The 23,551-nt window shown below is 67.4% G+C and carries 22 protein-coding genes and 1 pseudogene; 10 read left to right on the top strand and 13 right to left on the bottom strand.

Annotated features, from left to right (window positions below; genetic code table 11):
* Positions 1-56: 56 nt before the first annotated feature.
* The gene (gene glp / locus FXF75_RS04335; protein WP_163520289.1) at positions 57-1,289 is read left to right on the top strand and encodes a gephyrin-like molybdotransferase Glp; all 1,233 of its coding nucleotides are present in this window, start codon (positions 57-59) and stop codon (positions 1,287-1,289) included.
* A gap of 283 nt (positions 1,290-1,572) precedes the next feature.
* Complete coding sequence (locus FXF75_RS04330; protein ID WP_163520288.1) at positions 1,573-3,525, top strand: molybdopterin biosynthesis protein; 1,953 nt, start codon at positions 1,573-1,575, stop codon at positions 3,523-3,525.
* A gap of 74 nt (positions 3,526-3,599) precedes the next feature.
* Here FXF75_RS04330 and FXF75_RS04325 read toward each other — a convergent pair whose 3' ends face one another.
* The 8 genes from FXF75_RS04325 to FXF75_RS04290 form a co-directional block, all read right to left on the bottom strand.
* Positions 3,600-5,285 carry a TrkH family potassium uptake protein gene (locus tag FXF75_RS04325; RefSeq protein ID WP_163520287.1) on the bottom strand — a complete coding sequence of 562 codons (1,686 nt, stop codon included), beginning with the start codon at positions 5,283-5,285 and terminating at the stop codon, positions 3,600-3,602.
* Position 5,286: 1 nt separating this feature from the next.
* Complete coding sequence (locus FXF75_RS04320; RefSeq protein ID WP_163520286.1) at positions 5,287-5,988, bottom strand: TrkA family potassium uptake protein; 702 nt, start codon at positions 5,986-5,988, stop codon at positions 5,287-5,289.
* A gap of 83 nt (positions 5,989-6,071) precedes the next feature.
* The gene (locus FXF75_RS04315; RefSeq protein WP_163520285.1) at positions 6,072-6,722 is read right to left on the bottom strand and encodes an HAD family hydrolase; all 651 of its coding nucleotides are present in this window, start codon (positions 6,720-6,722) and stop codon (positions 6,072-6,074) included.
* Between the two features lie 138 nt (positions 6,723-6,860).
* Positions 6,861-7,235: an LWR-salt protein gene (gene lwrS / locus FXF75_RS04310; protein ID WP_163520284.1), complete on the bottom strand. Its 375-nt coding sequence runs from the start codon at positions 7,233-7,235 to the stop codon at positions 6,861-6,863.
* Positions 7,236-7,248: 13 nt separating this feature from the next.
* Positions 7,249-7,524, bottom strand: coding sequence for a 4a-hydroxytetrahydrobiopterin dehydratase (locus FXF75_RS04305; RefSeq protein ID WP_163520283.1), 276 nt, complete (start codon positions 7,522-7,524; stop codon positions 7,249-7,251).
* Between the two features lie 81 nt (positions 7,525-7,605).
* On the bottom strand, positions 7,606-8,973 hold the full coding sequence (hemA, locus tag FXF75_RS04300) for a glutamyl-tRNA reductase (protein WP_163520282.1): 1,368 nt from the start codon (positions 8,971-8,973) through the stop codon (positions 7,606-7,608).
* Positions 8,974-9,134: 161 nt separating this feature from the next.
* Positions 9,135-9,536 carry a DUF5778 family protein gene (locus FXF75_RS04295; RefSeq protein ID WP_163520281.1) on the bottom strand — a complete coding sequence of 134 codons (402 nt, stop codon included), beginning with the start codon at positions 9,534-9,536 and terminating at the stop codon, positions 9,135-9,137.
* 102 nt (positions 9,537-9,638) lie between these two features.
* Positions 9,639-9,833, bottom strand: coding sequence for a cold-shock protein (locus FXF75_RS04290; protein ID WP_163520280.1), 195 nt, complete (start codon positions 9,831-9,833; stop codon positions 9,639-9,641).
* 134 nt (positions 9,834-9,967) lie between these two features.
* Here FXF75_RS04290 and uppS point away from each other — a divergent pair, with 134 nt between their 5' ends.
* Positions 9,968-10,921, top strand: coding sequence for a polyprenyl diphosphate synthase (gene uppS, locus FXF75_RS04285; RefSeq protein WP_163520279.1), 954 nt, complete (start codon positions 9,968-9,970; stop codon positions 10,919-10,921).
* Between the two features lies 1 nt (position 10,922).
* Here uppS and FXF75_RS04280 read toward each other — a convergent pair whose 3' ends face one another.
* Positions 10,923-11,531 (bottom strand): undecaprenyl diphosphate synthase family protein, encoded by a 609-nt coding sequence (locus FXF75_RS04280; protein ID WP_163520278.1) that lies wholly within the window; start codon positions 11,529-11,531, stop codon positions 10,923-10,925.
* A gap of 176 nt (positions 11,532-11,707) precedes the next feature.
* Here FXF75_RS04280 and FXF75_RS04275 point away from each other — a divergent pair, with 176 nt between their 5' ends.
* A complete protein-coding gene (locus tag FXF75_RS04275; RefSeq protein ID WP_163520277.1) occupies positions 11,708-13,012 on the top strand; it encodes a TIGR00297 family protein in 1,305 nt (434 codons plus the stop codon).
* Positions 13,009-13,431 (top strand): N-acetyltransferase, encoded by a 423-nt coding sequence (locus FXF75_RS04270; RefSeq protein WP_163520276.1) that lies wholly within the window; start codon positions 13,009-13,011, stop codon positions 13,429-13,431. Before FXF75_RS04275 ends, FXF75_RS04270 begins: the two co-directional genes overlap by 4 nt.
* 84 nt (positions 13,432-13,515) lie before the next feature.
* Here FXF75_RS04270 and dnaG read toward each other — a convergent pair whose 3' ends face one another.
* Positions 13,516-15,030, bottom strand: a complete 1,515-nt coding sequence (gene dnaG, locus FXF75_RS04265; protein ID WP_163520275.1) for a DNA primase DnaG — start codon at positions 15,028-15,030, stop codon at positions 13,516-13,518.
* A gap of 209 nt (positions 15,031-15,239) precedes the next feature.
* Between dnaG and FXF75_RS04260 the strand changes: the two genes are divergently transcribed.
* Positions 15,240-16,631: a glycosyltransferase gene (locus tag FXF75_RS04260; protein ID WP_163520274.1), complete on the top strand. Its 1,392-nt coding sequence runs from the start codon at positions 15,240-15,242 to the stop codon at positions 16,629-16,631.
* On the opposite strand, the gene FXF75_RS04255 is transcribed toward FXF75_RS04260, so the two are convergent.
* Positions 16,623-17,345: a sugar phosphate isomerase/epimerase gene (locus FXF75_RS04255; protein WP_163520273.1), complete on the bottom strand. Its 723-nt coding sequence runs from the start codon at positions 17,343-17,345 to the stop codon at positions 16,623-16,625. The genes FXF75_RS04260 and FXF75_RS04255 overlap by 9 nt on opposite strands.
* 119 nt (positions 17,346-17,464) lie before the next feature.
* Here FXF75_RS04255 and FXF75_RS23435 point away from each other — a divergent pair.
* From FXF75_RS23435 to FXF75_RS04240, 3 genes and pseudogenes are all read left to right on the top strand, one after another.
* Positions 17,465-17,983, top strand: a pseudogene (locus tag FXF75_RS23435) (PQQ-binding-like beta-propeller repeat protein); the annotation flags it as partial.
* Positions 17,984-17,990: 7 nt separating this feature from the next.
* Complete coding sequence (locus tag FXF75_RS04245; RefSeq protein WP_163520272.1) at positions 17,991-18,674, top strand: PQQ-binding-like beta-propeller repeat protein; 684 nt, start codon at positions 17,991-17,993, stop codon at positions 18,672-18,674.
* Positions 18,675-18,764: 90 nt separating this feature from the next.
* Positions 18,765-20,195: a glycosyltransferase family 1 protein gene (locus tag FXF75_RS04240; protein ID WP_163520271.1), complete on the top strand. Its 1,431-nt coding sequence runs from the start codon at positions 18,765-18,767 to the stop codon at positions 20,193-20,195.
* A 12-nt stretch (positions 20,196-20,207) separates the two neighbouring features.
* On the opposite strand, the gene FXF75_RS04235 is transcribed toward FXF75_RS04240, so the two are convergent.
* Together FXF75_RS04235 and FXF75_RS04230 are read right to left on the bottom strand one after the other, a co-directional pair.
* Positions 20,208-21,491, bottom strand: a complete 1,284-nt coding sequence (locus FXF75_RS04235; RefSeq protein WP_163520270.1) for an AI-2E family transporter — start codon at positions 21,489-21,491, stop codon at positions 20,208-20,210.
* A 57-nt stretch (positions 21,492-21,548) separates the two neighbouring features.
* Complete coding sequence (locus FXF75_RS04230) at positions 21,549-22,982, bottom strand: MFS transporter (protein ID WP_163520269.1); 1,434 nt, start codon at positions 22,980-22,982, stop codon at positions 21,549-21,551.
* Positions 22,983-23,164: 182 nt separating this feature from the next.
* On the opposite strand from FXF75_RS04230, the gene FXF75_RS04225 reads away from it, so the two are divergent.
* Positions 23,165-23,542, top strand: coding sequence for a 30S ribosomal protein S8e (locus FXF75_RS04225; RefSeq protein ID WP_163520268.1), 378 nt, complete (start codon positions 23,165-23,167; stop codon positions 23,540-23,542).
* Positions 23,543-23,551 lie beyond the last annotated feature (9 nt).

Raw genomic sequence — 23,551 nt, 5'->3', positions numbered from 1 at the left:
CTCCGTCGAGAGGATACTCCCACACGTTTTTGCCCGCGGACGGCCGATTTCCAGACATGAGCGAAGAGCAACCGGACCGAAAGGAGTCCGGATTCAAGGACAAAACTCGCGTCGCCGAGGCCCGCGAGCGCCTCCTCGACGCGATTGCGCCCCACGACCGGACCGAGGAGGTGCGACTCGCCGCCGCCGACGGCCGGGTGCTGGCCGAGGAGGTCGTCGCCGCGCGGAACGTCCCCCACTACCCGCGGGCCGCGATGGACGGCTACGCGGTCCGCGCCGAGGACACCTTCGGCGCGAGCGACCGGTCGCCCGAGGTGCTTCGAGACACGGACGAAGTCCACCCGAACGCCGCGGTCCGGGTCCACACCGGGAGCGAACTCCCCGCGGGCGCGGACGCCGTGGTGATGATAGAGCAGACGGACGAGTTCGGTTCCGAGGTCGAAGTCTTCGACGCCGTGGCCGAGGGCGAGAACGTCGCGCCGGTCGGCGAGGACGTGGAGTCGGGCCAGCGCCTCTACGACCCCGGCCACCGCCTGCGGCCCTCCGATTTGGGACTGCTCAAGTCGGTCGGGGTCGATACCGTCGAAGTCCGCGAGCGACCGACGGTCGGGGTAATTCCGACGGGCGAGGAACTGGTCCAGTCCGACCCCGGTCCGGGCGAAGTCGTCGAGACCAACGGCCTGACGGTCTCGCGCTACGTCGAGCGGTGGGGCGGCGAGGCGACCTACCGCGACGTGGTGACCGACGACCCGGACGCGCTCCGGGCGGCGATTCAGCGCGACCTGACGAAAGACGTGGTGGTGACGACGGGCGGGTCGTCGGTCGGCGAGCGCGACTTACTCCCCGAAGTCGTCTCGGACCTCGGCGAGATTCTGTTCCACGGAGTCGCACTCAAGCCCGGCCACCCGGTCGCCGTGGGCGTGGTCGAGGAGACGCCCGTCGTGATGTTGCCGGGCTATCCCGTGGCCTGCATCGTCAACGCGGTGCAGTTCCTCCGGCCCGCCCTCAAGCGGGTCGGCGGACTTCCCGAACAGGGGTTCCCGACGACCGAGGCGCGCCTCGACCGGAAAATTCGGAGCGAACCCGGAATTCGGACGTTCGCCCGAGTCCAACTGGAGAACGACGAGGGCGGAGACGGTGAGACGAGCGCCACGCCGACCCGGGCCTCCGGGTCCGGCGTGCTGTCGAGCGTCGCGCTCGCGGACGGGTGGGTCGAGGTGCCGGAAGAGCGAGAAGGGATTCCGGAGGGCGAAACCGTCGAGGTTCAGGACTGGGAGTGGTCGGCGTGAATCGTCTCCCAATGGTCGGCGCGTGCAGGCGCGACCTCGTGTCGCGCCAAACCGCGCGAGGGACGAGCATCGCAGGCCGAAGGCCGAGAAGCGCAAGAGGATGGGGAGGTGTGAGGCGCAGTTCGGTGCGGTCGCAGTGCGGTTCTCATAGGTTCGAGTCTGTCGCTAGCTCGTTCGTTTCTGCCGGTCCAAATAGCCGTCCGCCGCGAGAAGCGGCTATCGTGTTCCCCGAACAACTCACAGAATCACCGACTACATTCCGAACGTCAGGAGCTGATACACGATGACCGACCGAAAGGAGTTCAGAGACCTCGCCGACCCGGACGACGCCAGAGACGCAATCGCATCGCTCGACCTCGCTCCCGAACCGGAACGGGTTCCGCTCGCCGAGGCCCGCGGCCGAGTCCTCGCCGAGCGAATCGACGCCGCCCTCGACGTGCCGGGGTTCGACCGTGCGAGCATGGACGGCTACGCCGTGCGGGCGCGCGACACCTTCGGCGCGGACGAGACCGACCCCGCGGTCCTCGAACTCGCCGGGACGGTCCACGCGGGCGAGGAACCCGATGTGGCGGTCAGCGAGGGCCAAGCCGCCGAAATCTCGACCGGCGCGGTGATGCCTGAGGGTGCGGACAGCGTGGTGATGGTCGAGCGAACCGACGAGCGAGACGACGGCGAGACCGTGGCGGTCCGCACCGCCGTCGCGCCGGGCGACCACGTGATGCTCGCGGGCGCGGACGTGGCCGCGGGCGAGCGAGCGCTCGGCCCCGGAACTCGACTCACGGCCCGCGAAATCGGCCTGCTGTCGGCGCTCGGCGTCGAGTCGGTCCCGGTCCGCGGCAAGCCGACGGTCGGCATCGTCTCGACCGGCGACGAGTTGGTCCGGCCCGGCGACGAGATAGACAGCGCGGCGGGCCAGATTTACGACGTGAACAGCTACACCGTCGCCGCTGCCGTCGCGGAGGCGGGCGGGGACCCCGAACTCTACCCCCACGCCGGAGACGACTACGAGGAGATGGAGCGCGTCCTCCGGACGGCCGCCGAGGAGTGCGACCTCGTGCTGTCGTCGGGGTCCACCAGCGCGAGCGCAGTGGACGTCATCTACGAAGTCATCGAGGAGCGGGGCGAACTGCTCGTCCACGGCGTGGCGGTCAAACCCGGCAAGCCGATGCTCGTCGGCCGACTCGACGTCTCCGAGCCACGCTCGGACGGCTCGGAAGACGAGCGGAGCTCCGGCGACTCCGCCTACGTCGGTCTGCCGGGCTACCCCGTCTCGGCGCTCACCATCTTCCGGACGTTCGTCGCGCCCGCGATTCGTCGCGCCGCGGGGGTACCGGAACCCGCCACCGCGACCGTCGAGGCCCGGATGGCGACCGAGGAACGCTACGGCGAGGGCCGGATGCGGATGATGCCCGTGGGCCTGACCGAGACCGGCGGTGAAGAAGACGACCTGCTGGCTTACGTCGTGGACAAGGGAAGCGGCGCGACCACCAGTCTCGTGGAGGCCGACGGCGTGGTCGAGGTCCCGGCCGACACCGCCTACGTCGCCGAGGGCGAGACGGTGGAGGTCCAGTTGTTCTCGCCCGACGTGCGCCCGCCGACGGTCCTCGGCGTCGGCGAGGACGACCCCGCCTTGGCGCGCCTGCTGGACGCGCTCGACCGACCGCGGTACCTCTCGGTCGGGTCGCGCGAGGGCCTCCGGCGACTCCGCGACGGCGTCCCCGACTTCGCGGTGACGACCGGCGAGTCGGACGACGACCGCGGCGTCGCGGCGACGGAACTCGGCTCCTACGAGCGCGACTGGGGGCTGGTCGTCCCCGCGGGTAACCCCGAGGGAATCTCCGGCCTCGCGGACCTCGCCGACCGCGACCTGCGGTTCGTCAATCGAGGGTCGGACTCGGGCCTGCGGACCAGTCTCGGCGAGGCGCTCGCCGACCTCGCCGACGAGCGCGGCGTGACCCGCCACGACCTCGTGGACGCCATCGAGGGGTTCGAGCTGGCAGCGAAGGCCCACGAGAGTCCCGCCAGAAAGGTCGCGGACGGGCAGGCCGACGCCGGACTCGGTCTGCGGGCGACCGCCGAGAAACTGGACCTCGGGTTCGTCCACGTCGGAACCGAGACGGTCCGCGTGCTGGCGAACCCCGACCGCGAGTCCAAGCCGGGCGTCAGCGAACTCGCGGCGGCGCTCGACGACGAGTTGGACGCAGTCCTGTCGGCGCTACCGGGATTCGGCCGGTGACGGGACGAGAATCGAAATCGACGGGATAGACCGAGACCGGCGAGGGAGAGCGACGAAGGATAACGAGACCGAACTCACCGCGGGTTCAGCCCGTAGAGAATCGAGCGGGCGAACACCAGCACGGGGATGATTTCGAGGCGGCCGACCCACATGTTGAGGATGAACATACCCTCGGCCAGCGACGGCATGGCGGGACCGGTGATGCCCGACGACAGGCCCACGTTGCCCTGCGCGCTCGCCACCTCGAACAGTACGTCCGACAGGCCGTAACTGGGGTCGGCGACGTTCACCAGCACGATGGAACTAGCGACCAGTAGCCCTATCCAAAGCAGACTGACGATGGCCGCCTCGCTGAACTCCCGTTCCATCTCGTTTCGACCGAGGTTCCGACCGTTTATGTTCGCAGTGACGACCGCGCTCTCGGGCAGGAACACCCGGGAGAACTGCCAGACGATACCGCGACCGATGGTGTACGCGCGGATGATTTTGATACCGCCCACCGTCGAACCGGCGGCCCCGCCGACGACCATCGCAATCGAGAGGAGGAGCTTTCCGCCGGGTTTCCAGTCGCCGATGCCCGACGACTGGAAGCCGGTACACGAGAGGGCGCTCACCCACTGGAACACCGAATCGCGGATTGCGGTGGCCTGCGCCGCCGAGAGACCGACCGTCTGGAGTCCGGCGTAGTTCGTCGCTTCGAACGCCGACGTGACGGCCGCCGCGTTCTGGAGCGAGAGGACGACGATGCCGACGCCGAACAGGATGAACAGCCACCGCGTCTGGAGGTCCTCCCACAGGGGTTCGGCGTCGCGGTTCGAGAGGACCACGTAGTGAATCGGGAAGGCGATGGCTCCGAGCGCCATTATCGGGAGCAGCACCGTCTCGATGAGCGGCGAGTCGTAGGTGGCGATGGAGTTGTCCGTGACCGAGAACCCGCCGGTCGATAGCCCGGTCATGGCGTGATTGAGCGCCTGCCAGAACGCCTGCCACGTCGGTAACTGCGACCCGTAGTCCGACAGCGAGATGGCGACGAACATGGCGAGGACCGCGAGCGCGGTGTAGAGGACGAATATCTTCCAGACCGTCTGGACCGTCGAGATGATGCTCGGGTGAATCTTCTCCTCGCGGGCCTCGCTCCGGTAGAGCGCGTAGCTCCCGCTTCCCGGACGCGCGAGGATGGCGGTGGTGAGGACGATGACGCCCACGCCGCCGACCCACTGCATGAACGACCGCCACCACTGAATCGTCCGCGGGAGCGTCGGTTCGTGGACGGCCATCGTCAGTCCCGACCCGGTCCACCCGCTCATGCTCTCGAAGAAGGCGTGGAGCGGGTTCCTGAAGTAGACCAGACTGGAGCGCGACGTCGCGCCGAAGACCGTCACGGCCTCGTAGGTGGCCGATTCGGGGGCCGAGGAGACGTACGACTGCATGACCTGCGACGGGGTGAGATACGCCATCAGCAGGAACGGAAGCGCGCCGAAGACCGCGACGCAGAACCACCCGGTGGCCGCGATTATCATCCCGTGTTTCATCCGGGGTTCGGGGGCGTCCGCGAAGGCCCGGCGCGCGCCCAGACCGACCGCGGCGGTGATACCGGCGGCGAGGAGGAACGACAGCGCGCCGTACCACTCGGTGAAGACGAGGGCAACGCCGACGCTGATGGCCATCAGTCCCGCCTCCATGGCGAGCAGCGAACCCACGTCTCGCGCGATGATGGAGAGGTCCGCCGGAATCCGGCGGACAGTTCTGTTCGCCGACATATCAGGCGTCGTCCGGGTGGGTATCGTGGTCCTCGAAGTGACCGAACACGTCGGTCACTTCCGGCGTCGCACCTCGTTCGGAGTACACCGTCAGGACGTCACCGGCACGGACTTCCGTGTTCCCGCGCGGCGTGACGGGCTTGTTCGAGTCGTCGCGTTCGACGGCGACGATGAGCATGTCGTCGGGGAGCAGGCCCTCCGTGGCGGCCTGCTGGATGGTCTTCCCGGCGATGGCGGCGTCCGAACCCACGCTGATTTCGAACACTTCGGCCTCGTCGCCGATGCGCATGTAGTCGATGATGGACGGTCGCTTGACCGCCCGGTAGAGATACTCGGCGATGAGTCGCTGCGGGTTCTGCATCGTGTGGACGCCGATTCGGCGGAACAGTTCCATGTGGTCGGCGTCGTGAACCACCGAGACGATGTTGGGAACCTCGAGTTCCTGTCCGAGCAGCGAGACCATGATGTTGGTCGCGTCTTGGTCGGTCGTAGAGATGAGAGCGTCCGCGCGGTCGATACCGGCATCGACCAGCGTGTCCTTTATCGTCGCATCGTCGTTGAGAACGAGACAATCGTGCGTCGAGGCGGCCCGCTCGGCCTTCTTCTCGTCTTTCTCGATGACGACGACCTCGTTACCACCGGCCGTTGCAATCTCGATGAGCGGCGTGCCGATATTGCCAGCGCCGACGATTACGATGTACATCTTTTGAGTTTGTATCCGTGGCGACGGGGAAAAGATACCGTTATCGGTTCACCCGCGGCGTACGACCACCACGACGGCCGAACTCAGTCCGCGCCGGCGGTCGCCAGCAGTTCGTCGAACGTCTCGACTCGGTAGTCGCCGAGGACGCACTGCTCGCGTCGGTGGTGACCGTGGCGCTCGACGTGAATCGCGTCGAGACCCGCGTTCCACGCCGCGCCGACGTCGCTCGCGCCGTCGCCGGCGTACACGCCATCGTGACCGTCGTGATGGACGCCTATCTGCTCCATCGCGTGGTGGAGGGGCGCGGGGTCGGGTTTCCACCCCAACTCCTCGTCGCAGCAGATGACAGTGTCGAACCAGTCGCGGATGTCGAGTTCGTCGAGCACGGGGTTGGCGAGGAACGGTTGGCAGTGGGTCACCAGACCGACCGGACAGTCTAACTCGCCCACGAACGCCGCGTCGTCGTAGAGGTACGTCTCCTCCGCCCGGCGCTGGGGGTCCTCGATGTCGTGGAACGCGGGCCAGAACTCCTCTGGGTCGATGCCCCACTCGCGCAACTGCTCGTTGCGGTTCCCCCCGAGTCCGTGCCAGAGGATTTCCGCCTCCCGGTCGGTGAACTCCCGACCGAGACGGTCGCCTACTCGGTCGAACACCGACCGCGGATACGACCAGTCCACGTCGATGAGCGTCCCGTCCAAGTCGAGCAACCAGTAATCGTACTCGCGGGCGACCATAGGGACAGATGTGTAGGCACTCGGTAAAGTTAAGCGTTTTCCGGGTACGTGGGACGACCGTCGCGGACGACCGAACCGAAGTTCGGCACCGAAACCCCGACACGCGACGGCGGTCTCCAAACTGCCTCACCCGAGGCGCTACCCCTTATCGACCTCCAGCGAACTGCCGAGATACTTGTTCAGCACCTCCGAGACGGAGTCCGCCTTGAACGTCGCGAGGTCGTCGCGTATCTCGTCTTTCAGCGCGGCCAAATACTCCTCGTCGGTCTCCAGCGCGCGGTACTCCGCCGACACTACGTTCACGCCCAGTTCCTCCTCGACCAGTCGCCGGAAGTGACGGTCGTCGTTTATCTCCCCGCGCCAGAGGTTGTCGCGGAAGAACAGCCACCCGTCCTCGCCGGGCGGGTCCGCCGCCCGGTAGAGACGGGTCTCGAACTCGTCGGGTCCGACCGAGACGCCCTCGGTCTCGGCTTCGAGTCGGAACCGCACGGCGAAGACGTATCTGGCGTCCATGCCTCGGCCCCGGTTAGCGCAGGTCGTCGGTCAGTTCGGCCATGTGTACGTCGTCGTCGGTGATGCCGCCCTCCTCGTGGCTGGTGAACCGGACCTCGACCTCCTCGTAGCGAATCTCTATCGTGGGGTGATGGAACTCCTCCTCGGCGAGTTCGCCGACTTCGGTGGCGAAGGCGACGCCTTCGAGGTAGTCGTCGAACTCGAACACGCGGACGATTTCGTCGTCGACGCGCTCCCACCCGTCGGGTAGTTTGGCCGCTATCTCGTCGTCGGAAAGTAGGTCTGCCATGCGTGGGTGTTCGGCGTTATCGCAGATAAAGTTCGGTGACGTGGTACCCCCGGCGCGGCCCCGGAACCGCCGAATCGTCCCTCAGTCGTCGTCGCCAGCTATCATCGTCCGGACGTCGTCGGGCATCTGCTCGGCCACCTCGTCGGGAACGTCGCCGTCGTCGAACTGCTCGCGCACGAACTCCGGCGGTCCCCCGTCCTCGCCGAAGTCCGGGTCGAACAGTTGGAGCGCCGTGTTGATGGTCCCCCAGTCGTCCTCGGCGGCGGCGTCCCGGAGACTGCTCGTCGGCGGCGCGAGCAGTTGCGAGACCAGCGCGTCGGCCAGCGACGAGACGACCTCGCGCTGGTCGTCGTTGAGGTCGCCGTGGGCGTCGAGTTTCGAGAACGCCTCCGAGAGCTGGCGCTCCTTGACGCGTTCGGCGCTCTCGTACATCGCCGAGATGACCTCGTCGGCGCGCTTGCGCTTGTAACTCTCCAGCAGGTGGTCGAACTCCCGGTCTATCATCGCCTCCACGGACTCGGCGGCGGCCCGGCGTCGGCGCTCGGTCTCGTCGGTGACCGACTCCAGCGCGGCCATCCCGTGGACGGTCACGCCGTTCACGGCGTTGGCCGCGGGCGAAACGTCCCGGGGTTGGGCGATGTCTACGACCCGCACTTCGCCCGTGTCGTGGAAGTCGTCGGCGTCGATGACGTGACTCTCGCTCCCCGTCGCGGAGACCACCACGTCTGCGGCGTCGAGCGTCTCGCCGAGTTCGTCGAGGGTGACCGCGCGGACGTCGTCGTGGTCCACGACGTCCGTCACCTCGACAGCACCGTCGAACGACCGATTGGCGACGTAGAGCCTCTGGATATCGGTGTCGGCGAGCGCGTGGGCGGCGATGGTTCCCATCTCGCCCGCGCCGACGACGAGCGCGGTGGCGTCCTCGAGGTCGGACTCGGCGGCCAGCAGTTTCACCGCCGCGCTCCCGACCGACACCGCGCCGTCGTTGATGTCGGTCTCGGTCCGGGCGCGTTCGCCGACGTGGATGGCCTTGGTCACGGCCACGTCGAGCATCGGGCCGAGCGCGCCGCTCTCGTGGGCCAGCGTGTAGGCGTCTCGAATCTGTCCGAGAATCTGGTCCTCGCCGAGGACGAGCGATTCGAGTCCGGCCGCCACCCGCAGCAGGTGGCGGAGACTCTGCTCGTGGCCCATCTCCACGACCGAGTGGCCGCCCACGTCGGGCGCGAAATCGTCCAATACCGCCTGTCCGGCCGCGTCGGCGTCGGTGACGACGTAAGCCTCGAAGCGGTTGCACGTCTGGAGTACGAACGCCTCGTGGACGCCCGGCACGTCCAGCAGTCGCTGGAGAATCGCCTCTTCGTCGGGGTGGCAGGCCGCTTCGACCGCGTCCAGACTCGCGCGGTCGTGGCTGATACGAATCCCCGAGACGACGCCCGTCGCCGCACTCACGGGAATCGACCCCCGGTTCGTGTGTCAGAGAGAGAGAGTTCGATATTCATGATTTCACCCTGTAATGCACCCATCGCACCGTTGTTGTCGGGAGCTAAGTTCGGACGGTACGTAAACCCTTCCAAACGAGACACATTCTGCTGGAATCTGCAAGTGTCGGGTCACCCCTCGACACCGACGACGTCGAACCCGAGGTCGCGCACATCTTCGAGGATGGACTCGTGGTCGGCGCTGGCCTCGTAGTAGAACACCACGTCGAAGGTGCCGTCGCGGAGGAGTTGCTGGCACTCCCAGACGAACGACTCGTCGTCGAGCGTCAGTCCCTGATGCTGGTTCGAGGCGAAGTCGGTGTCGTCGGTCCCGGAGTAGACGAACGTGTCCTTCGAGTCGTAGCCCGCGTGTTCGGCGATTATCTCGCCGATATCGACGGTCGCTTGATGCATCTCGGTCTCCTCGTCGCTGCCGAGGTCGGTCCGAACGATGGCCCCGTTGAGTTCGATGTCGCCCGGTTCGAGTAACTGCTCGGTCCGACGGTAGAGGTCCTCGTCGACTGCGTCGTCCATGTGTGGAGCAAGCCGTCCGCCGGTTAAACGCGCTACGGTTCGCCGATAACGCTGTCGCTATCCGGTCTGCGTCAATAAAAGCTCAATTTCGCGCGTTACGTTTTACAGGCGTTTGAGGTTCTTCGCTCGCGGACCCTTGTCCGCCTGCTCTATTTCGAACTCGACTTCCTGCCCCTCTTCGAGGTCCGGACCGCCGATGTCTTCCATGTGGAAGAACACGTCTTCGTCGGCATCCTCAGTGTCGATGAAACCGTAACCGCCAGTGTCGTTGAAGAAATCGACCGTACCTTTCGCCATTGCGTTCTGGTTCAAGTCGCCCCATGCTTAAAAAGGTATGCAACTAGCTGAAGCTATAGGGCCGACAGGTCGCGTCCCGGAGGGTTCGGGGTCAAAAGGCTAATTGCTCTCGGTCGTGTCCGTCCCAACAACGGATGTTCCAGTGGGTACAGCGGCGAGTTCAGGCCGCATACGAACGTCTTCTCAGACGAGAGATATCCGGCGCGCCGACGCACGTCGCGGTCATTCAAGACGGTAACAGACGGTACGCCAGCAAGCAGGGCGAAGACGCGCCCGACGGCCACCGCGCTGGTGCTCAGACGACAGAGCGAGTGCTGAACTGGTGTCAGGACATGGGCGTCGAGGAGTTGACGCTGTACGCGTTCTCGACCGAGAACTTCGACCGCCCCGACCACGAGAACGAAGCGCTGTTCGACCTGCTGGAGGAGAAGTTGTACGACTTCGGCGACGACGACCGCGTCCACGACGGCGAGGTCTGCATCCGTGCCATCGGCGACCGGGAGGCGCTTCCCGAGCGCGTCCGGGAGGCCATCGACTACGCCGAGGGCCGGACTGCGGACTACGACTCGTTCACCCTCAACGTCGCGCTGGCCTACGGCGGTCGGAACGAACTCCTCAACGCTACCCGCGACGTGGCGAGCGCGGTCGAAGACGACGAGTTGGACCCCGCGGACATCGACGTTTCCGAGATAGAGAATCGGCTGTACGACAGTCCGGTCCGCGACGTGGACCTCATCATCCGGACCGGCGGCGACGAGCGCACCTCTAACTTCCTGCCGTGGCACGCCAACGGCAACGAGGCGGCGGTCTTCTTCTGCACGCCCTACTGGCCCGAGTTCTCGAAGGTGGACTTCCTCCGAGGCATTCGGACCTACGAGTCGCGCGAGGAGTCGTGGCGTCGCGCGAAGGCCAAGCGCGCGCTGGCGCTGGTCCGGGAACTCGGCGGCGTGGAACTGGAGGAGGCCCGCCGGATAATCGACCGATTCCGCGGGACGCTGCCCGAGGAGTCGAACGTCGAGGAACTGGGGGCCGAGGAGTTAGGTATCGAGGAGTTGGACGTGGAGGGCGAGCGGTCGTCTGTGGAGTGAGTTACCGGCCGAACCGTCGCTGGCGATTCTTGTAGTCGAGCAGCGCCCGAAGGTACTCTCGCTTCCGGAAGTCCCGCCAGTTCACGTCGGTGAAATAGAGTTCCGAGTACACCGACTGCCATATCATGAAGTCCGAGAGTCGCTCCGCGCCGGTCTTCAGCACGAGGTCGGGGTTCTCGGGGAACACCAGATGCTCCTCCACGTCGGACTCGTCCACCTGCTCGGCGGTCAACTCGCCGTCGCGGACGTTCTCGGCTATCTTCCGCACTGCGCCTGCGAACTCGTGTTTGCCGCCCAAGCCGATGGAGACCTGAATCGGGGCGTCGGCGCGCTGGGTGTCGTCGGGACCCCGGACCGCCAACTGGCGCGGGGCAGACACTTGGTCCAACTCGCGCCGGAGCGTCGGGGCCGCTTCGGGGTCGAGGACGCTGACGTAGACGGTGATGCGTTCGGCCCCGTACTCGAACGCCCACTCGAAGAAGGCTTCGAGCGTCGTGTACGCGCCCTGTTCGAGCAAGTCACGCTCGGTGATGTTGACGGCGACGTGACTGGGCGAGTCGGCCTCGTGTCTCCGGAGGCGGGCGGCGAGATACCTGTCGTACAGTCCCACTGGCGACGATTCGCGGCCCATCGTCCTAAACGTCACGGACGGAGTTCCGACCTGCGCGCCGCGTTCCGGCGAGTCCGCTTTCGCTGGTCGTCGGACGCTCGTCAGACGGTTCGACGCCGGACGCGGTCTCTCGCTTCGGGAGGATTAAGTGGGCGTCGGCGGAACGGACGACTAACGTGACTACCAGAGTTCGGCGTGCGGCGGCGTACGCCGCCGTCTCGACGCTGGCGCTCGCGGCTCCGATACTGGAGTGGGCGTCGGCTATCGCGTTCGGTGCGGTCGCCGTGGGCGCGCTCTCGGTCACCGACGGACCGGTGTTCGAGTTGTTCGCCCGACCTGCCGACCGGCAGGAGGGTCGCCTCCACGGTCTGGCCGCCTTCGGCTTCGCGGCGGCCGCAATCGCGCTCCTGACCTCGTTCGCGGGACTGCCGAGCCACGTCCTCGTCGCCAGCGTCCTCGTCGTCGGCTACGGCAACATCGCCCAACAGATTGCGTGGCGGTTCGACGCCGAACCCATCCTCAGGACCGGCGCGTTCGTCACCGGCGGACTCGTGGCCGCCGTCCTCGGACAAGTCCTCGCGCTCCGCGCCGAGAGCGTGCCGGTCGCGCTCCCCGAAGTCGTCTTCCTCGCGGCCAGCGGCGCGCTCCTCGCCGGACTGCTCCGCTCGGTCCTGTTCGCCCGCGACGACCCCCTCGTGATGCTGTCGGTCGCCTTCCTGCTGTGGCTGTTCGCGGACCTCACCGTCGTCGTGACGGTGGACGGCATCGCGGTCGCCATCGCCGTGACCGCGCTGTTCGGCTACGTCTCGTGGGCGCTCGACGCCGCGTCGATTCCGGGGATGATGACCGGTGCGCTGCTGGCGATGCTGACCATCGTTCTCGGCGGGTACGGTTGGTTCGCGGTCCTCATCGCCTTCTTCAGCATCGGGAGCCTCTCGACCAAGTTCCGGTACGAGCAGAAGGCCGCCCGCGGCGTCGCCGAGGACAACGAGGGCGCGCGCGGGAGCGGCAACGTCCTCGGGAACGCGGCGGTGGCGCTCGTGGCCGTCCTCGCCTACGCCGCCCACGATAAGTTCGCTGTCTCGGGCCACGTCTTCCTGTTCGCGTTCGCCGGGTCCATCGCCACCGCGATGAGCGACACGCTCTCGTCGGAGATTGGCGGCGTCTTCGACGACCCGCGGCTCATCACCACGTTCGAACGCGTCGAACCCGGCACCGACGGCGGGGTGACGTGGCAGGGCGAACTCGCGGGCATCGCGGGCGCGGCGGTCGTCGCGGGCATCGCGGCCCTGCTGTTCGAGAGCGTCGGCACTACCGGCGCGGCCGTCATCACGCTCGCCGGTGCGGGCGGCATGACGATGGACAGTCTGCTCGGCGCGACGATGGAGGGCGACCGCCTCGGCAACCAGAGCGTCAACTTCCTCGCCACCCTCACCGGGGCGCTCGTCGGCGCGGGTCTCGCGGTGCTCGTCCTGTCGTGATTCGTCCCGCCCGGCCGGACGACCGCGAGCGCCTGCGCGAGGTACAGACTCACCTCAGCGAACCCAATCCGGCGCTGCTGGTGTACGCCATCGACGGCCCCCCACTCACCCTCGTCTCCGCCGCGCCGGACGACGACCCGGTCGGCTACCTCGTCGCCTTTCACGACGAGGAGGCGGGCTACGTCGCCGAAATCGCCGTCGAACCGTCCCACCGGCGCGAGGGCCGGGCGCGTCGTCTCCTCGCGGCCGCCTTCGAGCGTCTTCGAGACGCCGAGTGTTCCCGCGTCCGACTCGCGGTCCACCCCGAGAACGACGCCGCGAGGGCGCTCTACGCGTCGATGGGCTTCGAGGAAGTCGGCCGAGAGACCGACTACTACGACGACGGGAGCGAGGCGATAACGATGAGTCGAGACCTCTGAGTCGAGTCCGTCGCGACGTACTGTGTCCTCTCGAACCACACGATACAAACAGCGAGTTCCGAAGTCCGCGTCGGCGGTGGGCCGTCAGAACTTGTCGGCGGTCTGCACCCGCACGTCCGCGGGCTGCTTGACGAACTCCCCGAGGTCGCGGGCGACGACCTGTCGAACGCCGCGCTGGGCCGACACGTCGAGGACGCGCTGTTCGAGCGTCCCGTCCACGACCACCGCGTAGGGCGCTTCCTCGGCGCTCTCCACGGCGTCGAAGGCGTTCTCGGCCGCCACCTCGGCGACGGTCTCGAACGACTCGTCCAGCAGGCGAGCGGTCCCCGTCTCGGCGTCCACGACGGTCTCGACGTGACCGCGCAGGGTCACCGGTCCCGACTCCGAATCCTCCTCGGCGGCGTCTCCCTCCGACGGGTCGGAGTCGCCGGTTTCCGACGCCGAAGCAGTCCGGACGGCAGGGTCGATTGTCGATTCGCCGGTCGGTTCGTCCGCGTCGTCCGTCACCTCGGGAGCCTCCGCCGGGCCGGTCTCTGTCGATTCGGTCGCGGCGTCGGGACTGGCGGAGTCAGCGCTCTCGGCACCTGCACCCGGCCCTGCGGTCTCCGGGGCTGGCGTCACGGGACCGTCAGGTCCCGCGGTCTCGTCGCTCTCGGGTGCGGGACGCGCGCTCCCGTCGGTCGCGGCGGGGCCGGCCTCGTTCGCACTCGACTCGGGCGGCGTCGGGTCGCGGTCGGTCGAATCGAGGTCGGTCGCACCCGAGTCTGTCGCGTCGGAGTCGGGCGACGACTCGTCGTTCATCGACTCTTCGAAGGAGCGTTTGCTCCTGAGTGCCGACATGACCTCGTGACGTGCGAGGTCTTCGACCGACTTGTTCGACGGCGCGAACGCGACGTAGTCGATGTCGCCGACCTGTGCGAGTTCCTTCCGGATGAGGTCGCCGCCCCGGTCGCCGTCGAGGAAGACGGTGACGGTGCGGTTCTGGGTGAGTTCGGCCACCGCGTTGGGGACGTTGGTGCCTTCGACCGCGACGGCGTTCTTGACGCCGTACTTCAGGAGGTTCAGCACGTCCGCCCGCCCCTCGACGACGATGATGGCGTCGCTGTCGGCGACGCGCGGACCCGCTGGCAGGCCCTCGTACTCTACGATGTCCTCGACGCGGACGCTCTGGCGCACCTCCTCCAGAATCTCCCGACTGGTCATCACGTCCTCGTCGAACGAGTCCGAGAGGAGTTGCTTGGCGCGCTCGACCACCTTGCGGCGCTTGGCGGCGCGCACGTCCTCGATGCTAGCGACGGAGACGGTGGCCCGGCAGGGACCGACGCGACTGATGGTCTCCAACGCCGCGGCGAGGATGGAGGTCTCTACCTTGTCGAGGCTCGACGCGATGGTTATCGTGCCGAACGACTGTCCGTTCTCGCTGTCGATATCGACGTCTATGCGGCCGAGTTTCGACGACTGCTGGAGGTCTCGGAGGTCCAAGTCGTCGCCGAGTAGCCCCTCGGTCTGCCCGAAGACGGCCCCGACGACGTCACTCCGTTCTACCACCCCGTCGGCGGTGATATCGGCGTGAATGACGTATTTTGCTGTGTCGTCCATGAGTGGTGAACTGCCCCGGTGAGGGGCTGGATGGTGATGTGTCCATGAGCGGCGCGGCCATGGATGTTTTAAATCACACGTCGTTACTGAAATACCTGTCGTCAGCAGAACTGTTTACGGAAGTGTCGTTACCGAAAGTTGATACGGCGTCGAGGTCGGTCCGGCCGTCACGGTAAAGACAGCTTCCGTCGTCGGTCGGTGCGGAACGAATGCGCGTCCTCTTCGTCCCCGAACTCTACCGGCCCGACGACGCCACCGCCAACGGCACGCTCAACGACGCCGTGGCGCTGGTCGAGCAGTGGCTCGACATCGACCCCAACCTCCACGTCTACTGGCTGCTCGCGCCCCCGGAGACCGCGAACTACGACCATGGGTACGTGCTGGCCGACCGCGAGCGCGTGACGCTCGTCGAGGCCGAACCGTTCATGCACGGCCACGAACACGAGGACGCCTTCTCCGAGACGGGGTACACCGAGGACCAGTTCCGAGCCATCGAGGAGACGATTTTCGACGTTTCCGGCTACGTAGACGTGGCTATCGACCAGCAGGTGACGGGCCGGTACGACCTCTCGAAGTGGCTTCACCGACTCGGCGGCGGTCCGGCGGCCGAGGTGCGCCCGACGGAAGTCGTCGGCTACGTCCACGACCTGCGACTCCCCTTCAAGCGCCACGGCCGGGAGATGCCCGACGACGCCCCGGTGAAAGTAGAGCTGTCTGCCGCGACCTACGCCGACGGCCTCTGGTTCAAGGCCGGGGTGGACGCCGAGCGCATGCGGGAGTACGGGACCGCCGTCCTCGACGAGGCGTTCTTGGACGACCTGCTGGACGACGCGCTGGAGACCGGGAGTCCGCTCGACTTCGGCGAGTACGAGGAGTCGTACGCCGACGACCCCGAGCGACTCCACGTCGCGGGGTCCGGGTGGGGCAAGAAGAATCTCGACGTGGTACTGGACGCGGCAGAGACCCTCCACGAGGAGTTCGGGATTCGCACGCTGATGACGAACATGGACCCGATTCCCGAGGGGATGGCCGACCGCGAGTTCGTGGACGCCTACCCGGAGTGTTCCCGGGAACGCTACGAGACGGCGCTCCGAACGGGCGACATCGCGGTCTGCGCTTCGGACCACGAGACGATGCCCCGGACACCCTTCGAACAGGCCGCCAGCGGGCAGGTGCTGGTCGTTCGCGACGAACCGTGGGCCTACGACTGCGTGCCCGAGGACTACCGACTCGCGGGCGACCTCGGGGACCTCGAAGCCCTCGCGGTCCGTACGGTCGAGAACTGGGACGAGGCGGTCGCCGAGAACCGACGGATGGTCGAGCGCGTCCGGGAGGTCCGCGGCCCGGAGCGCTGCGGGCGGCGGACCCACCGCGACCTCGCCCAGCGCGTCGAACGTCGAATCTCGCCGGTCGACGGGACCGCAGTCCGGGACGACGTGGCGACGGCCGCCTCGGAGTTCGACGGAGAGATTCCGCTGGACGACCTCCGAGAGCGCGCGGGCGAGGGCACCCCGATATCCGACCTCGTGTACGCCCTGCGGTCGCTCGGCTACGCGGACGCGGGGAATCCCGGGACGCCGGTGTTCGTCGCCTCAGGATAGCAGTCCCGCCAGCGTCTCTGCGCCGTGCGCCAGCGACGCCTCGGGGTCTTCGGGGTCGTCGTGTTCGTAGACCAGCCACTCGGTCCCGGCCTCCCGCGCGGCGCGGACGCAGGCCTCCGCGTCCACGTCTCCCTCGCCCAACTCGACCGGCCGGTCGCCCGCCACGTCCTTGAGGTGGACCAACGGGACGCGCCCGCGGAGGTGTCCGAGCAGGTCGATGGGGTCGCGGCCCGCGGCGGTCGCCCACCCCACGTCGAGTTCGAGGTCGAAGTCGGTCTCGTCGGCGAGCAGGTCGAAGGCCGTCCGGCCGCCGAGGGCGGCGAACTCGTGGTCGTGGTTGTGATAGCCCAGCGCGATACCGCGCTCGTCCAGTCGGCCCGCGAGCGTTTCGAGTCTGCGGGCGGTGTCGGTGACGGCCGCCTCGCTGGCGAACTGGGTCTCGTCCAGATACGGCACGACGACGCGGTCGCAGTCCAGCGACTCGTAGCTCTCGACCACGCCGTCGAGGTCGGATTCGAGGGCCTCGACGCCGACGTGGGCCGCGGCGGCGTCGAGTCCGGCGTCGTCCAGCGCGTTCCGAATCTCGTCGGGGTCCGAGTCGCCGAGTCCCGCGAACTCGACGCCCTCGAACGCGGTGTCGCCGACGCGCCGGAGGAGGTCGGGGAGCGGTTCGTCCAACTCCCGAAGCGTGTAGAGTTGTATGGCAGGTCGCACGACGGGGGTACGCCGCGACGTGGTAAATCGGTTGTTGTAGTCCGAAGCGCGACCGGCCTTCAGCGGCGTGGAGGCCTCTCACAGAGCATTTATCAGTACCCGACGCCACGCGGCGAGTGATGGACGAACTCGGCCGGCGCGACTACCTGAAGGGAGTCGGTCTGGGGGTCGGTGCCGGACTCGCGGGGACCGCCGCCGGGAGCGCACTGCCGGGGCGGCGGTTGCCGGACCCGTGGGACCCGGACACCGGGACGTGGCCGACCCGGCGGTTCGGTCCGAAGAACGCGGCCTACGCCCCGGACGCGACGCCCCCGACCGAATCGCCGACCGCCGCGTGGACCGCAACCGTCGGCACCGAAGTCCGGTCGTTGGCAGTCGCCGACGAGACGGTATTCGTCGGCAGCGACGAGGAAGTGGTCGCCCTCGACGCCGCGACGGGGAACGAGCGCTGGCGACACGGCCGAGACGCGATGACCGTCGCGGTCCGTGGCGGCACGGTCTTCGCGGCGAACGACTACGACGACGGCAGTAGCGTCAGGGCGCTCGACGCGACCGACGGGAGCGTCGAGTGGTCCCTCGACAGGGGACTCGAACGGTGCTACCACCTCCTCCCGGCGGACGGGTGGCTCTTCGTCGGCACGCACGGTGCGGTCCTCGCGCTGTCCGTCGACGACGGGGGCGTTCGCTGGCGGTTCCCGAACGGACTCGGGAACCACGCCGTCGCGCTGGCTGACGGCCGGGCGTACGTCGGCCAACCCGGTCCGCGTCGCGCTCGAATCCCGGTCACTGCTCGGGGAACTCACCCGCGACCGGCCCCGCGTCGCGTGGCGGAGTCGCGGCCCCTCGTTCGGTCTCGCGCCAGTTCGAGTCGGCGACGTCGTCGTGGTCCCCGACGGTTCGGACGGTCCGCACGAAATCAATTCCGGCCGACTGTACGCCTTCGACCCCGACACCGGCGAGGAGCGGTGGCAACAGAAGGTCGAGATGAACGCGCTCGCGCCCGCCGCGCGCGGCGACACCGTGTTCGCGCCGGGATTCACCTACGACGACGTTCGGGAGGTTGGCGTCGTCCGCGCACTCGACGCCCGAACCGGGTCGGTCCGGTGGTCCGCCCGACTCCCGCGGTGGCCCTCGGGCGCGTTCGGTGCGGGCGACTCCCTGCTGGTCGGCGGTGGCAACCGCGGAACGCCCGGCGTGACCGCGCTCGACGCCGACTCGGGAGCGGAGCGGTGGACCGTCGAGACCGACGCCGACACCGACGCGCTGGCCCCCGCGGGCGACAACGTGTTCGCCGGGAGTCGCGCAGGAACGGTGTACGCGTTCAGATAGGAGCAGTCCCGAGCGCGGAGCGTGTCTCCTCGCCCGGACATAGATTCAAGGTCGCGTCTCCCGTTTTGCGTGCCACTCGGAGGACTCCGCATGCGCATACTCATCGTTCCCGAACTCTACCGACCCGACGACGCCACCGCCAACGGCACGCTCAACGACGCGGTGGTCTGGGTCGAACAGTGGTTGGATATCGACCCGGACCTCCACGTCTACTGGTTGCTCGCACCGCCCGAGGTGGCCGACTACGACCGCGAGTACGTGCTGGCCGACCGCGAGCGCGTGACGCTCGTTGAGACCGAACCGTTCATGCACGGACGCCGACACCAGAACGCGTTCACGGAGTCGGGGTACAGCGAGGACCAACTGGAGGCGCTCGCGGCGGTGACCTACGACCAACTGGGCTACGTGGACGTGGTGGTGGACCAACTTCGCAGGGGACGGGCGGACCTCTACAAGTGGCTGCTCGCGCTCGACGGCCACCGGGTCGGCCACCCGTCCCCGGTCGATATCGTCGCGAACGTCCACGACCTGCAACTCCCGTTCAAGTACGCGAACACCGGGTGGCGAAACGAGTTCCAGCGCGAGACCGAAATCGCCGACGCGGTCCTGAGCGACGGAATGTGGTTCAAGGCCGCCATCGACGTGGAGGGCATGCGCGAGCACGGCCACGAGTTCATGCAGGAGTCGGTGGTAGACCGGGCGCTGGACGACGCGGTCCTGACCGGAAGTCCCATCGACTTCTCGCGGTTCGACGCCGAGTACGCCGACGAACCCGAGTACCTCCACGTCGCGGGGTCCATCTGGGACAAGAAGCAGGTCGGGACCGTGATGGAAATTGCAGAACTGCTCCACGACAGGTTCGGCATCCGGACCGTGATGACGAGCATGAGCGCGATTCCCGACGAGTACGCCGACCTGCCGTGGGTCGAGGCCTATCCGAAGGCGTCCCGCGAGGAGTTCGAGGCCGCGCTCCGGACTGGCGACCTCTGCGTCTCGGCGACCGAGTACGAGACGCTGGCCCGGACGTGGTTCGAGCAGGCCGGGAGCGGGCAGGTCCTGATAGCCCGGAACCAGCCGTGGATATACGACGCCATCCCGCGGGACTACGAGTTGGCCGGGACCATCGAGGAACTGCCGGACGTCGCGGTGTGGGCGGTCGAGAACTGGGACGAGGCGGTCGCCGAGAGCAGGCGGATGCTGGAGTACGTCGCGGAGATTCGGGACCCGGTGCGGTCGGGGCGGCGCACCTACGACGACGCGGCCGAGCGCGTCGCCGAGAAGGTGGACGCCTACGAACCGGACCGCAATGACGAACTCGTCGGGGACGCGCTGGCCGAGGCGGCGGACGACGGCCGGGTCGCGCTCGACGACTTGAATCGAGCGACCGCCGCGTTCACGGAGGGCGGCGAGCCGATTCTGGAGGGGAAGTGCGCACTGAGCGAGGTTCTGTTCGCTCTTCGGCGACGAGGGTACGAGGACACCGGGAACTCGGGGACGCCCATCTTCGAGCGACGCGAGTAGCCGACGCCCGGCCTACTCCTCCGTGCCGTGGCTCGAACCGCCGGACTCGGGGCCGTGACTCGACCCGCCGTCGGGAGTCCGTTCCCGGCGGGCGAACGCCGCGACGGGAGCGCGGATTCGGAGTTGCGGTCCGGTCGCTGTCTCGTCTGTCGCGCCGGACTCCGTCCGACGGTCGCCGACGCGGAACTCGTCGCGTTCGACCAGTTCCGGCACGATGACCTGCACGAAGTGGACGAGCAGCACGAGGAGTAGCGGGCCGAGGAAGAGTCCGTACCAGCCGAACAGCACCGGGCCGAGGACGTACGCCAGCATGACGAGACCGGTGTGGAGGTCCCTGCCGGAGACGTACGGACGCAGGAGGAGTTCGGGAATCGTGTCTACGACGACGAACGCCGCGAGGAGGAACACCACCGGGAACCACAGTAAGGCCGGGTCGTTGAGCGCGGCCACCGCGGCCAACACGATTCCGAGGGGGACGTACACCAGTTTCATTCCGACCACCGGGATGAGGCTGGCGAGTCCGGTCAGCAACCCGAGGAGGGTCGGCGAGGGCACGGATATCACGGCCGGGGCCACTACGTCGAGCAGGTTGTAGACCACTGCGGCCAGAATTGCGATGACGAACGCGGTCAGGATGTTGCCGAAGTAGACGGTTTCGAGGTCGGCGTCCACCGCCTGCGCGAACGCCACCGTCGGACTGTCTTCGCCCGCGACCTCCGTGCTGAACCACGACGCGAGTCGGTAGTCGTCCCGAAGCAGGTAGAACGCGACCACGAGCGTGATGACGATACCGAGCGCGGTGCTGGCGAGAACGCCGAGCACGGTGAACACCGACCCCAGAATTTCGCGGACCGTCTCGGCCCCGCGCTGGGCGGCGAACTGCTGGAGGTCCGCCTGCAGTTGTTGGGGGGTCGTCTGCAGGAGTGCCAGCAGTTGCTGGGGGTCGAGCAGTTGCGACAGGTTCATCTGCGTTCCGAGGACGCCTTCGAGTTCCTCGAAGCCGACTCCGGCCAGCGAACTCAGTTCGCGGACGCTGACGACCACGGTGTATCCGAGCAGGACGAGTCCGGGCAGCGCCAGCCCGAACAGCGCGGTGATAGCGGTCAGCGTCGGTTGGTGCAACCGGTCGAGCAGTCGCCGGTACATCGGCCGGGTCGCGTAGTAGACGAACAGGCCGAGCAGGAAGGTCCCGAGGAACGAGGCGACGATGTACCCCAGCGCGAGCGCTAACCCGACCGCGACCAGCCACCACGCCAGTCGCTCGCGGTCGAAGGAGAACTCTCGTACCCAGCTCATACCCGGACGTTAGGTGTCCAGACGTAAGTCGCTCGGGGGACCGGCGGAGTCCCCGTCTCAGAACAGCGGTTCGCCCATCGTCTCACGGCCGAACGCGAGGACGACCAGTCCGCCGAGGACGAACGCGACCGCGAGGGGCGCGAGCGCGGCGAGGTAGCCGACTTCGACCAGCGCGCCCGCCAGAATCGGACCGACGACCGCGCCGATTTTACCGACGCCGCCCGCGAACCCGTTTCCGGTGCCCCGAACTTCGGTCGGGAACAGTTCCGGCGTGTAGGCGTAGATGGCTCCCCACGCGCCGAGCGTGAAGAAACTCGCCGCGAGCAGGCCGCCGAAGAACGGCCAGAACCCCGAGAGTCCGGCACCGAACAGCGACACGCCCGGCATCGACGCCGCGAAGACGAAGGTGAACACGCCAGACAGGACGAGATAGCTCCCGAGCGTCGGCTTTCGGCCGATTTTCTCCACGAGGTAGGCCGCGCTGAAGTAGCCGGGGAACTGGACCAGCCCGATGAGCAGGAAGTAGACGTAGAGACCCTCTATCGTCACTCCGCCGACCGAGAAGCTCTCGACCACGCCCGCGGCCCCGACCGTGTCCGGGAGCCAGATGAACACGCCGTAGTAGCCGAAGTTGACCGCGAACCACGCCGCGGCTATCATCACCGTGCGCTTGCGGAGGTCGGTCTCGAACAGGCGAGCGTAGCCCGCCGAGTCGCCGGTCTCGACCGACTCGGCGGTGATGGGGGTGAACTCCTCGTCGTTCTCCTCTGCGATGGCTCGGATGCGGTCGTTCGCGCCCTCGACGTCGCCCGTCCGGGCGAGGTAGTAGGGCGTCTCCCGGAGTTGGCTCCGGATGACGAACACGAGCAGGGCCGGGAACGCCGCGCTGGCGAACAGGAGTCGCCACCCGGCGACAGCGCCGAGGACGGGGACCGCGACGGTCCCCCCGGTCGAGAGCACCGAGAGGAACAGCCACGCCAGCACGACCGCGAGGACGTTGCCGAGCGGCCAGAACGCGTCGAGGTAGACCAGATAGCGCCCGCGTCGCTCGGTCGGCAGGTGCTCCGAGAGGTAGGACGTGTCCACCGCGAGCGCGCCGCCGAGACCGACGCCGGTCAGGAACCGCAGCGCGAACCCGGAGTAGAACCCGGTGGCGAACGCGGTCAACCCGGCGAACAGCGAGTAGGTCAGGACCGTCCACTGGAAGGCGTCCTTCCGGCCGTGTTCGTCGGCGTACCAGCCCCACGCCCAGTTACCGGCTATCATCCCCATCAGGCTCGCGCTCCCGAGCAGTCCGGCGCTCAGCCCCGAGAGTCCCCACGCCGAGATGAGGACCGGGAGCGTGAAGCTGATGATGATGACCTCCATGCCGTCGAACGCCCACGCGCTCCCGCAAATCGCCAGTAAGCGCCGGTGGAACCGGCCGACGGGGATTCGGTCCATCACTTGCGAGACGGTCACGCGTTCTTCCGTGGTTACTCCGTCTGCCATCCTGTGACTCTCCGTTGTGGTAGTTCACAATCGACAATACTTAAAGATGAGGATATAGACTACATTCGGGTGTATTGGAGAACTTTTCTCTTCAACAGTGGCGGCTGGCGGTGAGTGCCCTTCGGTGCAGAGCCGGGGCCAAAAGGTTGGATATAAGTACGCGCGTGGCGGATTTTTCGGGTATGAAAGACCAAGGAGGCTCCACGCGTAAGCGTACCGGCGGCCGACTCCGACACTCGCGAAAGAAGAAGAAGCACGAACTGGGCCGTGAACCCACCGAAACCACCGTCGGCGAGACCCGACTCCGTACCACCGACTCCCGCGGAAACACCCAGAAAATCCGCGCGCTCTCGACCAACGTCGCCAGCGTCGCCATCGACGGCGAGACCGTCGAGGCCGAAATCGAGGACGTCGTGGAGAACGACGCCAACCCGAACTACGTCCGACGGAACATCGTCACCAAAGGCGCGCTCATCGAGACCAGCGAGGGGACCGCCCGCGTCACCTCCCGTCCCGGTCAGACCGGCAACGTGAACGCCGTCCTCGTCGACGACGAGTAACGCGTACTC

This window comes from Halorussus sp. MSC15.2 (assembly GCF_010747475.1).
GTDB lineage: Archaea > Halobacteriota > Halobacteria > Halobacteriales > Haladaptataceae > Halorussus.
This window is presented reverse-complemented; position numbering and strand designations above follow the sequence as displayed.